Below are 11,846 nucleotides of genomic sequence, written 5' to 3' on the forward strand. Positions count from 1 at the left end.
ATTTGCTGCAATATTTTGGTGTGGTTATAAAAGAGTCTTAAGACTTATATTTTCAATGTTGTAACATTCGCCAGTGCTTAAAATCTTACGGAACAGACCTGTAAGAGTGCTGCCTGGAGGCATTTCTAGAACTCTATTTACGCCTCTCTCTTTAAGCATTTGGCAGCTGTCATGCCAATGCAGCTGATGCGACATATTCAGAGCTAGATCTTTTTTTATCTCATCTGGCTTACGTAAGACTCGAGCTTTTGCAGCACTGACATATAGGCTGTTTGGAGTCTTTAAAGTGATGGACTGAAACATGGCAAGAAGCTTTTCCGATTGCTTTCTTAGTAAAGGGCAATGAGAGGGTACGGTGACATCTAAAAAGACACTGGCTCCAACCCCCGTACTTCTAACTTGCTCAGCAGCAATTTTTAAAACTCGCTTTTCTCCAGCCAGAACGAACTGGTATTCACCATTAAGATTGGCCAGATAAACGTTTTCACCCTTTTCCTGGAGTGAGTTCACGGCGGCTTGCACATGTTTAAACTCAGCTCCGGTGATTGCCAGCATGCCATAGCCAGTTGGATAAGCTGACTTCATTGAATCGGCGCGAGCTTTTACTAATCGTAATGCATCGCCAAAATTTAGACTTCCTGCTACCACTGCTGCAGGGTAAGCGCCGATAGAAAGACCTAAAACGTAGTCAGGTTTTATTCCTGCATTTTGTAAATATCGGCCCCAAGCAACGCCGCAAATTAATAGAGCAAGCTGCACATTTACTGTATCAGTAAGCGCTTCTTGGGAGTCTAGTGTGTCTAGTTTTACGCCTAAGATATTCTCAGCTTGTTGTCTTATAAGGGTCACATCAGGATGATCTGGTAAGTTTTGTAACATGTGAGCACGCTGCGACCCCTGTCCTGGAAAGGTAAATACTTGAGTCATAATGGCATTCCTCCTTCCCAAGGATTAGCGACCAAAAATGGGCCTTTTTCCGTTTTAATAAGCACTGTCGAACTTTTGCCTGCCCACTCTAATAATGCTATTGCTCCGGTCATTGTTTCGATTTGAATATCTAGGCGGCATGGTAATTCACCAAGCTCTTTCAAAAGCTCCCGTGCAAAGGGTTTGCTTAATGGCTTCGGTGCCTTGATGACTAAGTCCAGATCACTTTTTGCATGGATTTGCTTATCACCAGTTGCAAGCTCGTAACCAAGGCTTCCGGTAATCCCCCACTCTAAATTATGACCGTCGAGCACTTGGGCGACTGTTTCCAATGCCCGTAAAACGGGCGCTTTGAAGCGATCTTGATGATCTAACCAAGCTTGTGCCCTTGTTATTTCATAAGGCGTTAAGCTCCATTGCACCGCAGATAGAGGAGCATAAGCGGCACAACGCTCATTTTTGTTAGCACCGCGAACACCTACTGCGACAAGCCCTGCTATCGAACCCCGCTCTCGGCGCACGACAACTGGGCCATTTCCACTTGTTACCCAATCAGGTAGGTCTGGTTTTTCAACACCAGCAACAAGCAAAAAGCGGTCAAGCCAGAGTAAATCGTGCGCTAGCCACATCATAAATTTGGCTCAGCCTTTTTCCATTGCGAGCGAAGCAGTTCACGAACTCGACGCGATGCACCTCTATTCTCACCTTGTAAACGCTTTGTTATTTGCGTGTCGCCCTTCAGCCTTTCTAGGGCATCGGCTAATAGGATTTGCACTAGCTCAATATCTTTAGAAGAAGGCGCATCGGCACTGCTAACATCAATAAATTGCTCAATCAGCCCAAGCGTTGCGAAGCTTTTAAGGTCGTAAGCCATTGGCGGTATGGTTTTGGCTAGTTGATCTAATTCCTCTTCAGAACGCATGGTAATTCGAGCTGCAGCCGCTTTGCCCATCGCATGTACCATGACGCCATCGTCATTTAGGGCAAGAATCGTATTGGCTTGATAGCCATGGGCCAAAAATGCCCCCGACATGGCTTTGCCGACGAGTAGCGCAATAACGGGATGGCCTGCTTGTCTGGCTTGCGCATAAGCAGACACCGCCGCCGCGAGAGCTTGGTGAATACCAAGCGCTTCTTCTCTTCGCCCATAAGCTTGGCTAGATACATCGACAATGGCGATAATGGCCGATTTTTGTTCGCTTTCAGCGTCTTTAGAAACAATATTATGGATCGCATCCGCCAGTGCCCAACCTTCCAAAAGTCCTACCTCGCCATTTATCGCTCTTGGGTAGAGGTTGTTTTTATCGGGTTGAACCAATATCAGTGAGCATGGACGTTCAGCTAGGTTGCCATTAGCAATCATCACTGAGGGAGCGGCGCCTTCATGCACCATCATCTTATCTGCTAATAGATCAAACCAAACACGCCCACGGTGCGTTTTTACGGTATCTGTCTTGATTGCTGCAGTGCTCATAATGATGCTCCCTTAGCGAAAATCTCACGTGCTGCTTCAGAGGTAATCTGATGCTGTGTGTCTACATTTTTTAGTCTGTCTAAAGAGGACTGAATCGCTTCGCTGCGGAAAGTATCTGGTACGCCTTTGCGTAAGTACTCTTGTACTTTGTGACGAACGTCTATGACATCTGAGCCAAAAAAGTCGTCAACTAAACCAGTTGTATAACGTTGCTCGCCTCCGGTTAAACCCCAGATAAAAGGGCGATCACGAGAGTCATATTCACCTACGCCAGCTTCTTGCTCAATAACTTGTGGGCCGTTTAATCCAAGGCGACCTTCACGAGTCATTAATAAATAGCTGCACAGACCTGCGGTAATAGACATGCCACCAAAACAACCAACGGGACCCGTAATCAAGGCCACAACAGGTTGCAGTTTTCGTAACGCCACAATGGCCGATTGAATCTCGGCAATCGCGGCCAAACCTAAATTGGCTTCTTGTAGACGAACACCACCGGTTTCAAACATTAATACAGCGGCAATGGATTCTCCTGCTTGGTTCGCTTCAACGGCCAATTCAAGAGCGCCCGCTATTTTTGCCCCAGCTACTTCACCCAAACTGCCACCCTGAAAGCTGCCATCAATCGCGATGGCAATCACAGACTTGCCATCAATTGCACCACGAGCAACCACTACGCCATCATCAAACTGAGGCACAATGCCTTGTACTTCTAACCAAGGCGAAATAACTCGGTCGAATGGTGTAACCAGTTCTCGCATCGATCCCGAATCCAATACGTATTCAATGCGTTTTCTTGCGCCTTGTTCAACAAAATTAGTATTTAATCTTGAGTCTTGAGGGTTACTCATAAGACGTCTCCTTGGTTAAGGCTTGCTCTAATGCTTGTTCTAAACGTAAACGAATCACACCCGGTGTTGCAGAAAAATCATGGATGTCCATGCGCATCATAGGTAAAGGCTGACTGGCTTCAATACGTTCGATAAGAGCGAGCCAACGTTGTTCTCCAGCCGAGCTAGAAGAGTGGATATAGATGTCAGCTTGAGGGCGATCGCTGTTATCAATCATGACTTCTAAATCACCTGACCCAACATAACCCACTAAGGTTTGATTAATGGGGGTTTTACGAGCAGGGCGAACAATATGAAACGTATCCATAAAAACTCCTAAATTAGTGGCTAGTCTGGTGAGTCAGGCTGTCTATAAACAGGGTCGCAGCCAATAAATCGGCAGCGCCACCAGGAGAGGCATTTAATCGCAATAGGTCTTGCTCTAATTTGTTAAGCAACTGACGACCTAATAATGTGCCTGTTCCACCCGCATCAAGCACGGCATTAGCGCCTTTCTGCATGGTCTTTACCCCTTCAAGTCCTGCTCGTGACGCAACACAAGTGTCTGAAAGTCGCGTCATAATGGCTAATAATGCGTTAAGTTGAGCATCGGACTCTGAGTCGCCTCGAGCACGGCTGATGAATAGCATGGGAAGTCCGAGCTCTTGGATATGAGGAAAACCCTGTTGCGCCTCCTCCTTCGCACCTGATAAGCCATATTGGTGGCGAACTTGTAAGCCGTTACTTAGGTACACGGCTTTAAGTCCTTCGTCAGGTAAGTTTGCTAAACGCCCAGCGTCATTAAATAGTTCATCAAGCGTGCTGGCGTTTGTGGCGGCGGCGACCAATAACCCTAATGCCCAGATTGCACCTTTATGAGTATTAACGCCGTTTGTCGCTTGGCGCATTGCCCGTTCTGCATCACGACCAATGGCGCCAATATTCCGTCGCAGCTCAAAACCTATTGGGTGCACGATGGCAGCTGCGGCCATCTTGCAAAAGTAAGGTTCAAGGCAGTGAGCCGATTTCATTAACAAACCCACATCCATATCAGTGTGAGCACCAGAACCTCGTGAATCCACGAGGGCTGGCTTTGGACTCAAGGACGCTTCTTCCTTCAGTGCCTGAGAAGCAAGATGAGCTAGGTTCTCTGGATCAAGGCGCAACAGTTTGCTTACATCTGGAGCTGTTGAATTTCGTAATAAAATAGTCATTACCAACTCCTGAATTTTGCTGGTGGCTTATAGAGACCATTTGACCATGTTTCAAGGTCTGAAATACTTGAAGCCGCCAACAAATCCCGGCTAGCATCGCTTCTTCGTATGCCTAAGTCTTCTGGGTAAGCAACCAAACCATCGCGTCGTAATTGAGCGGTCACTTCAGGGTTTTGGCTGAGTCCCAGTGGCGTAATGCCAGCCACGGCAGCAATCATGGCGCGGCGTTGTTCTAGTGATTCGGCTTTGTATACATAAGCGATGCCTTCTTCGGTCAGAACGTGAGTTACATCGCTGGCATAAATCATCACGGGAGCCAATGGCATTTTGTAATCACGCGCCATAGCTAGCGCATCAAGCTCTTCGACAAAGGTCGACTTATTGCTGTCTTGATAGGTTTCTACCATTTGTACGACAAGCTTGCGGCCTTTGCTTAACAAAGAATCATCGGGCTTCATATCTAGCCAAGCGGGCGATGAATGCCTTCTTCCTCCAGGGTCATGACCCATATTTGGCGCGCCGCCAAAGCCGGCCAAACGACCTCGTGTGACGGTGGAAGAATTGCCATCGCCATCAACTTGTAACGTCGAACCGATAAACATATCAACGGCGTACTGGCCTGCTAGCTGACAAAAGGCACGGTTAGAACGCATAGAGCCATCTTTACCGGTAAAGAAAACATCCGGACGGTTGGCAATATAATCTTCCATGCCGAGTTCGGTGCCGAAACAATGCACGCTTTCAACCCAGCCCGTTTCAATCGCTGGGATCAAGGTTGGGTGAGGGTTTAACGTCCAATGACGGCAAATTTTGCCTTTTAGTCCCAATGATTCGCCATAGGTTGGCAAGAGCAATTCAATAGCCGCAGTATTAAAGCCAATGCCATGATTAAGCGACTGCACTTGGTGTTTCGCGTAAATGCCTTTAATGGCCATCATGCCCATCAAAACTTGCAGTGGTGTAATAAGGCGAGGATCACGAGTAAACAAAGGTTCGATGAAGAAAGGTTGATCCGCTAAGACAATGTAATCGACCCAAGACGCTGGAATATCCACACGCGGCAAGTCCGATACATCGTCGACAATTTCATTGACTTGAAAGATAACAATACCATCACGAAATGCCGCCGCTTCGACTAACGCTGGCGTGTCTTCGGTGCTTGGTCCTGTATAAATATTACCTAATCTGTCTGCTTTAAAACCCGCTAGTAGCGCAATATTTGGATTAAGATCTACGTAAAGTCGAGCATACAACTCGATATAGGTGTGTATAGCACCAACTTCTAAAAGGCCATCTTCCATTAGTTGGCCAATGCGTAAGCTTTGTGGACCAGAAAATGAGAAATCCAGTTTACGAGCAATACCCATCTCAAATAGATCCAAATGTTCGGATCGACTGATGCTAGGCATAATCATATGGAGGTTGTTGATTTTATCAGGGGAGACTTTTGCTAATGAACGAGAAAGGAAGTCGGCTTGCTTCTGGTTATTGCCTTCTAATACGACTTTATCACCAGGCTTTATTAACTGCTCCATGGCAGCAACGATGTTTTTTGTTGGAATGATAGACCCGTCTACTAGATGACTAAGATCTGACATACGGCGTTCTTTATTTTGACGTCGGCTGAACCAATTATGTCCAGAATCAGTATTCGTTTGCATCGCACTTCATCCTGTTTTTTTCTTTCACAGTATGAAGGAAGGCGTTGTCTATCAATCAAGGTGCTTGTGGAATTATTACTCTTATGCTAATAATCTTTGAAAAAAATAATAGAAAGCAGTGACGCTCTAATAAAAAGCGGGAAAGAATTATGTTTGATGAAATGATCACACTTAAAAAGTTGGAAGTGTTTCTGACCTTTATGAAAGTGGGCACTTTGTCTGAGGCGGCCGAGAAACTGCAGCTCAGTTCAGTGAGTGTTCATCGGGCGATACACTCTCTTGAAGAAGGATTGAAGTGTCCTTTGTTTCGACAAGAAGGGCGGTTACTGACGCCTTTACCCAGTGCTAGAGTGTTGGAGGAAAGGGTCACACAAGTATTAAATGACCTCCAAGACGGAATCACCAGCACTCGAGAAGTCGCCGGTATTTATTCCAATCAATTCAAATTAGGGGCGTTATATTCGCTCACTATCAGCACATTACCGCAGCTAATCGCCGGTCTTAAACGCCGCAAAAGTGACTTAAATATCGAGCTATCATTAGGTTCAAATGCTTCTTTATTGGGCAAGCTAAGATCCTTCGAGCTCGATGTGATTCTTATCTCAGCGGAAAAAACCATTGATGATGTAGAGTATACCCACTTGCCTCTTTTTGAAGATGAGCTAATGTTGGCCGTGAGCTATGATTCACCTCTTGCCAATAATAGCCAAATTAAACTTGAGGATTTTCAGCACGAAAATTTCGTCACGTTATCGGATGGTTTTGCCACCTCAGCAGACACCAAAAAAGTCTTTCAGCAAGCAGGGATACAACCCAATATAGCGATGGAATTAGGGGACATATTCTCGTTGATGAGCATGGTGAGTGGCGGTGTTGGTTACGCCATATTGCCTCGTCGTGTAGAGCATGTCTTTGATAACAAAATAAAATTATTATCGATAGAAAATATGTCTGATATGAAACAGCAAGTAGTCATGGTGTGTCTTGCTAGCCGAGAACGAGACCCTAGAATTTTAAACTGCATCGTTGAATGTCGTAATTACGCACGAGAATACAAAGCAAGAATGTAATGCAAGCAATAACCTTTGACTCTGCATTATTTGTTCATAGAGAATGGCTCTCAAATTCGTATTTCAAATGCCCAACCTTATATGATGAGGCAAAATCATCGTGACCATCGCTTCAACACTTATTTCCAAACTGCCGTCAGTCGGCACCACTATTTTTACCAAGATGTCGGCCTTGGCCGCTGAAAAAGGTGCGATTAATTTATCGCAAGGTTTTCCTGATTTTTCACCTGATGCGGGATTATTAGAGCGCGCGTCACAGGCGATTTTAACCGGTAATAATCAATATTCGCCTATGACTGGCTTGCCAATATTACGAGACGCAATTGCCAGCTTAATCGAGCGTCATTATGACCGAAAAGTTAGCGCACTGGATGAGATTACGGTGACGAGTGGTGCGTCCGAAGCCATTTTTGATGCGATTGCTGCGTTAGTGCATGACGGTGATGAAGTTATCTTGTTTGATCCCGCTTATGACTTATATGAGCCAGCGGTGACCTTAGCGGGTGGTATTTGTCGTCGTGTTACTCTGAATGCTCCTGAGTTTCGCCCTGATTGGCAGGCGTTTTCTGAGTTGCTTAGTGATAAAACGCGTTTGGTCTTAATCAATACACCACACAACCCAACGGGAAGTTGCTGGTTGGCTGAAGATTTAGAATCCTTATGGCAAGCTATTGCGAGTCGTGACATTTATGTATTGTCCGATGAAGTGTATGAGTTTATTCATTTTGGTGAATCTGCGGTCAGCGTTCACAAACACGCAAAGCTTTCAAAACGAAGCTTAGTGGTTTCTTCTTTTGGCAAAAGCTTTCATTTAACAGGTTGGAAAGTTGGCTACATTGTGGCACCAGCGGAATTAACCGTGGAACTGCGCAAGGTGCATCAGTTTGTTTCTTTTTGCACTGCAACGCCTTTGCAGCAAGCTTTGGCTGAGCATTTAATTGCGTTGCCTGAAGCCAGTGCTAGCTTGGCGGCATTTTATCAGCAAAAACGCGATGTACTGAGAAATGCACTGGCTGACAGCCGTTTTGCGTTACTGCCATGCGAAGGCACATATTTTCAACTATTGGATTACAGCGCGATCAGTGATTTAGATGACGTGGCGTTTTGTGAATGGATAATTGACAAAGTCGGTGTAGCCGCGATTCCGGTTAGCGTGTTTTATCAGCAACCGCCCAAAGATCAGCGCATTATCCGTCTGTGTTTTGCCAAAGAAGAAAGTACCTTGCTTGAGGCTGCTCGTCGTTTAAGTGAGCTTTAATCAATAGGGTAAGTAGCGCAAAGAAAAGTCATAAAAAAGCCAACGTTGGTGTTTTCTTATCCGTTGGCTTTTTTGCAATGGCTTATTTTAATCATTAGTTATTTAACTTGGCATCGCTTCGAACGCTGGAACATCACCTAAGTGATCGTCCCAATTGCCTTTGCTGTCCATAAAGATATGCGCTTGTGGTGTTATATCGACATCTGTATCTAAACAACCGGCAGGAACGACAACTAAGCCGCGTGCTTTCGCATCGGTAGGCACATTGGAGCCACACACAGAGCAAAAAGTACGGGCAAAGTTTGTGTCTTCTAATCGATAAAAGCTGAGTTTATCTTCACCGCTCAACCAAGTAAGCGTAGCACCCGGCGCAAATAAATTGGCACAATGGGCGGTGCCAGAGGTTTTTCTGCATCGGCTGCAATGACAAAGGAAGAACTTTTTAAACTCGCCTTCCAATTCGAATTTAACCGCACCACATAGACAAGATCCAGTGTGAAGATGACTCATAACTGCTCTCTCCAAAAAAGAGTTTTAAAATTAAACACCAACCGAAAACATGCCTTCCAAATCATGTTTCGAATACGCTTGAAACGCCAGCATGGTTTCTGTTTTCAAAATGTAATCGATTTGAGCAAGGTGTTTTGTCACCAATTCAGATAGTTGGTCATTAGTCTGCACACGGGCGATAGCGGCGATATCGTATGAACCACTGACGGAATAAACTTCAGATAACCCTTCAATGGAAGCCAATTTTTCAGCGACTTGGTTGATGTGCTTTTTCTCAACAGAAAGCATGATGATAGCGGTAACCATGGGTGTTTCCTCTTTGCATTATTAGTGTGTGCTGATGTTCGAATAAAACAGATTTCGAATAGTAAGTGTCAGCGAATAGTGGAGGGAATTAAAGCACCTTAAGCGGTGATTTACAAAGGAACAAAGAGACCACTATATGGATGGATTGGAAAAAATGAGTCGTTGGGAGGATTGCTAAGAAGCATCGAAAAACGGCATGGAAAGCCATGCCGTTTGAAAAGCCAAAATAGTGCTTAATTAATTGAAGCGGCTTACGATGTGCGCAACGCGTTCGCCGTAAATGCGTGCTGTTTCCAAGTCGCCTTCAGGAATAGCATCGTCGCCAGCATCTGATGGAGACTGGACCAAAACACCCACAGAACCACCTAGGTTATTTACGTCGTCACGTGTCGCTGCAAGCGCATTGGCAGGTGGTAACCCTAAACTTACCCAAATACCACCATGCTGAGATGCTAATGTTTGTAGGTAAATAAAAGTGACTTGTTTGTCACCGTTTAAACTTGCGCTGTTGGTAAAACCACCAAATACTTTGTCTTTCCAAGCTAAAGCAAACCACGCTTTAGAGGTGGCATCAGCGAACTTTTTAAATTGCCAAGGTGCGCCGCCCATGTAAGTTGGAGCACCAAAAATGATGGCGTCAGCTGCGTTCAATGTATCCCAATCCGCGTCTGTAATGTCACCATTATCATCAATTTGAATGCTTTCTGCATTAGCGCCTTTTGCAACATACTCTGCAACGCGTTTGGTATGTCCGTATCCAGAGAAGAAAACCACTACTGTTTTTTTCATTGCTCACTCCAATAAATTTAGATTGATTAATGCGAGGCAAGATCTCACGAGGTAAAGCCCCGTTTTTTCGAACAATATTGATAGTATGTTTTAGAAACTCGCTATACAAGGAATAACTTTGAAGCAATTAAGTTACAGAAAAGCGACTATCACAAGCCAGCATACAAGCCTTCTTTATTTTGAGATTGAGGCTAGAGTTGTTCCTTGTATTGTTTACTTAAAGATTCATTTTTTTACGCAATGACATTAATAAAAAACGTTAGACTCATATGGTTACGTAATGACGTCGAAAAAATACGGTAAGAGGTTTAGCGCCTTTGATATGCTTTATCTACGTCTTGAGGCGAGTGTCGTTATGCTTCATATATTAATAAGCTTGTCAGAGGTCGAGAATGCACGGAGCAACTATGTTGAAAACAAATAATAGCGTCGATTTAATGACTGCTATTTTGGGAGCGCAGAATCAAGGTAGGATAGATGAGGAGCTTTTAGCTAGCTCACTGAACCATGATTTAGAGCACCTAGTGCAAACTATTCGACAGCATTTAGGAATGGATGTCGCGTTTTTGTCGCGTTTTCATGATGGTAATCGTGAAATGTTGCATGTAGATAAAAGTGACAGTTGTGGTGTCTTTCTTAATGAAGGCCATAAGGACAGAAGTGAAGTCACTTATTGCCAGTTAATTGCAGAAGAAAAGCTGCCTCAAATTATTCCCGATACATCGAAAAACGACATTACGAAAGCATTAGCAGTAACAAAAGTTTTAAATATAGGCAGTTATATTGGTGTGCCTATTTATCTCTCGGACGACTCTATTTATGGCACGCTATGTTGTTTCAGCGAGAAAGCTGATGAGTCACTGTCGGCTAAAGACTTATCTATTTTAACACTCTTCGCGAAATTTGCCGCTCGCAATATAGAGAAAGAACTTACTGTATCAAGATTGCACAAGCTCGCTCGCAACGATATTTTCGATATCATTAATAACAAACAACTTTCCATCGTATTTCAGCCAATTTATAATTTTAAAACAAACTCGATTAAAGGTTTTGAGTGTTTGTCGCGCTTTCAAACCAAGCCCTATCATTCCCCTGATTATTGGTTCAATAAAGCCAATGCGTCAGGTGTTGGCGAAGTACTAGAGCTATTTGCTATTGAAGAAGCGCTCAATTTATTGCCAGCTATCCCTGAGCAATATTACATAACGTTAAATGTTTCTCCCAAACACCTTACATCGTCTTGTCTACAAGCCATGTTAGACAAAGCTCCTTTGCATCGTGTTGTGTTGGAGGTGACTGAGCGTGAATCTATCCCAGACTACAAAGTATTTCGGAATTCCATTCAGTCTTTTCGGGAACGAGGTATGCGTCTTGCTGTAGATGACGCAGGAGCAGGTTTTGCAAGCTTCCAACACATATTGGAGTTACAAGCGGACATTATAAAATTAGATAGAAGCTTGATCGCTAATATCAATTCAGATCATCGAAAAAGAGCTTTGGTCGCAGCTTTGATCGGCTTTGCAAAAGAAACCAAAAGCAAGGTGCTTGGTGAGGGTGTGGAAAGCTTGGCGGAGTTGGAAGTGTTGCAAGAGTTGGGTGCTCAAAAAATACAGGGATATTTTTTCTGCCATCCATTACCACTTAAAGATGCGTTAGCTTTTTGTGAGGCAAAAAATTCAAATATTTAATCTGTTTTCCTCCGTACTTTTATTAGGATATAAAAGTGCGGAAGTAGACATCTTTTGATTTAAATCATTTTAATAACAATGATTTAAGAATTATTCTAGACATCCCTTATTGTGTTTTT

General features: G+C 44.1%; 13 protein-coding genes. 3 read left to right on the top strand and 10 right to left on the bottom strand.

The annotated features are described in order from the left end of the window. Positions 1–24 precede the first annotated feature (24 nt). From mdcH to mdcA, 7 genes are read right to left on the bottom strand one after another with little or no spacing between them, the layout of a single operon-like run. Entirely contained in the window at positions 25–927 is a 903-nt protein-coding gene (mdcH, locus tag CYL31_RS01655; protein ID WP_212917272.1) for a malonate decarboxylase subunit epsilon, read from the bottom strand. Then, positions 924–1,559 (bottom strand): malonate decarboxylase holo-ACP synthase, encoded by a 636-nt coding sequence (locus CYL31_RS01660; RefSeq protein ID WP_212917273.1) that lies wholly within the window; start codon positions 1,557–1,559, stop codon positions 924–926. The genes mdcH and CYL31_RS01660 overlap by 4 nt, the downstream gene beginning before the upstream one ends. Further along, positions 1,556–2,401, bottom strand: coding sequence for a biotin-independent malonate decarboxylase subunit gamma (gene mdcE, locus CYL31_RS01665; RefSeq protein ID WP_212917274.1), 846 nt, complete (start codon positions 2,399–2,401; stop codon positions 1,556–1,558). The genes CYL31_RS01660 and mdcE overlap by 4 nt, the downstream gene beginning before the upstream one ends. Further along, positions 2,398–3,252: a biotin-independent malonate decarboxylase subunit beta gene (locus CYL31_RS01670; RefSeq protein WP_212917275.1), complete on the bottom strand. Its 855-nt coding sequence runs from the start codon at positions 3,250–3,252 to the stop codon at positions 2,398–2,400. Before CYL31_RS01670 ends, mdcE begins: the two co-directional genes overlap by 4 nt. Next, positions 3,245–3,559, bottom strand: a complete 315-nt coding sequence (locus CYL31_RS01675) for a malonate decarboxylase acyl carrier protein (protein WP_212917276.1) — start codon at positions 3,557–3,559, stop codon at positions 3,245–3,247. Before CYL31_RS01675 ends, CYL31_RS01670 begins: the two co-directional genes overlap by 8 nt. A 13-nt stretch (positions 3,560–3,572) precedes the next feature. Beyond that, positions 3,573–4,445 carry a triphosphoribosyl-dephospho-CoA synthase gene (locus tag CYL31_RS01680; protein WP_212917277.1) on the bottom strand — a complete coding sequence of 291 codons (873 nt, stop codon included), beginning with the start codon at positions 4,443–4,445 and terminating at the stop codon, positions 3,573–3,575. Then, positions 4,445–6,106, bottom strand: coding sequence for a malonate decarboxylase subunit alpha (gene mdcA, locus CYL31_RS01685; protein WP_212917278.1), 1,662 nt, complete (start codon positions 6,104–6,106; stop codon positions 4,445–4,447). Before mdcA ends, CYL31_RS01680 begins: the two co-directional genes overlap by 1 nt. 149 nt (positions 6,107–6,255) lie before the next feature. On the opposite strand from mdcA, the gene CYL31_RS01690 reads away from it, so the two are divergent. After that, positions 6,256–7,176, top strand: coding sequence for a LysR family transcriptional regulator (locus CYL31_RS01690; RefSeq protein ID WP_249411660.1), 921 nt, complete (start codon positions 6,256–6,258; stop codon positions 7,174–7,176). A gap of 100 nt (positions 7,177–7,276) precedes the next feature. Continuing rightward, entirely contained in the window at positions 7,277–8,434 is a 1,158-nt protein-coding gene (locus tag CYL31_RS01695; protein WP_212917279.1) for a methionine aminotransferase, read from the top strand. Between the two features lie 102 nt (positions 8,435–8,536). Here CYL31_RS01695 and CYL31_RS01700 read toward each other — a convergent pair whose 3' ends face one another. The 3 genes from CYL31_RS01700 to CYL31_RS01710 all read right to left on the bottom strand — a co-directional run bounded on the left by CYL31_RS01700 (position 8,537) and on the right by CYL31_RS01710 (position 10,039). Continuing rightward, a complete protein-coding gene (locus tag CYL31_RS01700) occupies positions 8,537–8,944 on the bottom strand; it encodes a GFA family protein (RefSeq protein WP_212917280.1) in 408 nt (135 codons plus the stop codon). A gap of 30 nt (positions 8,945–8,974) precedes the next feature. Next, a complete protein-coding gene (locus CYL31_RS01705; RefSeq protein ID WP_212917281.1) occupies positions 8,975–9,250 on the bottom strand; it encodes an Lrp/AsnC family transcriptional regulator in 276 nt (91 codons plus the stop codon). Positions 9,251–9,487: 237 nt separating this feature from the next. Further along, positions 9,488–10,039 (bottom strand): flavodoxin family protein, encoded by a 552-nt coding sequence (locus tag CYL31_RS01710; RefSeq protein ID WP_212917282.1) that lies wholly within the window; start codon positions 10,037–10,039, stop codon positions 9,488–9,490. A 407-nt stretch (positions 10,040–10,446) separates the two neighbouring features. On the opposite strand from CYL31_RS01710, the gene CYL31_RS01715 reads away from it, so the two are divergent. Beyond that, positions 10,447–11,727, top strand: coding sequence for an EAL domain-containing protein (locus tag CYL31_RS01715; protein WP_212917283.1), 1,281 nt, complete (start codon positions 10,447–10,449; stop codon positions 11,725–11,727). Positions 11,728–11,846: the final 119 nt, after the last annotated feature.

This window comes from Marinomonas sp. A3A (assembly GCF_018336955.1).
GTDB classification, from domain to species: domain Bacteria; phylum Pseudomonadota; class Gammaproteobacteria; order Pseudomonadales; family Marinomonadaceae; genus Marinomonas; species Marinomonas lutimaris.

Coding starts and splice junctions, on each gene's coding strand:
- CYL31_RS01700 (WP_212917280.1), bottom strand. CDS start 8,944: ATGAGTCATCTTCACACTGGATCTTGTCTATGTGGTGCGGTTAAATTC.
- CYL31_RS01705 (WP_212917281.1), bottom strand. CDS start 9,250: ATGGTTACCGCTATCATCATGCTTTCTGTTGAGAAAAAGCACATCAAC.
- CYL31_RS01670 (WP_212917275.1), bottom strand. CDS start 3,252: ATGAGTAACCCTCAAGACTCAAGATTAAATACTAATTTTGTTGAACAA.
- CYL31_RS01660 (WP_212917273.1), bottom strand. CDS start 1,559: ATGATGTGGCTAGCGCACGATTTACTCTGGCTTGACCGCTTTTTGCTT.
- CYL31_RS01710 (WP_212917282.1), bottom strand. CDS start 10,039: ATGAAAAAAACAGTAGTGGTTTTCTTCTCTGGATACGGACATACCAAA.
- CYL31_RS01715 (WP_212917283.1), top strand. CDS start 10,447: ATGTTGAAAACAAATAATAGCGTCGATTTAATGACTGCTATTTTGGGA.
- CYL31_RS01680 (WP_212917277.1), bottom strand. CDS start 4,445: ATGACTATTTTATTACGAAATTCAACAGCTCCAGATGTAAGCAAACTG.
- mdcE (WP_212917274.1), bottom strand. CDS start 2,401: ATGAGCACTGCAGCAATCAAGACAGATACCGTAAAAACGCACCGTGGG.
- mdcA (WP_212917278.1), bottom strand. CDS start 6,106: ATGCAAACGAATACTGATTCTGGACATAATTGGTTCAGCCGACGTCAA.
- mdcH (WP_212917272.1), bottom strand. CDS start 927: ATGACTCAAGTATTTACCTTTCCAGGACAGGGGTCGCAGCGTGCTCAC.
- CYL31_RS01690 (WP_249411660.1), top strand. CDS start 6,256: ATGTTTGATGAAATGATCACACTTAAAAAGTTGGAAGTGTTTCTGACC.
- CYL31_RS01675 (WP_212917276.1), bottom strand. CDS start 3,559: ATGGATACGTTTCATATTGTTCGCCCTGCTCGTAAAACCCCCATTAAT.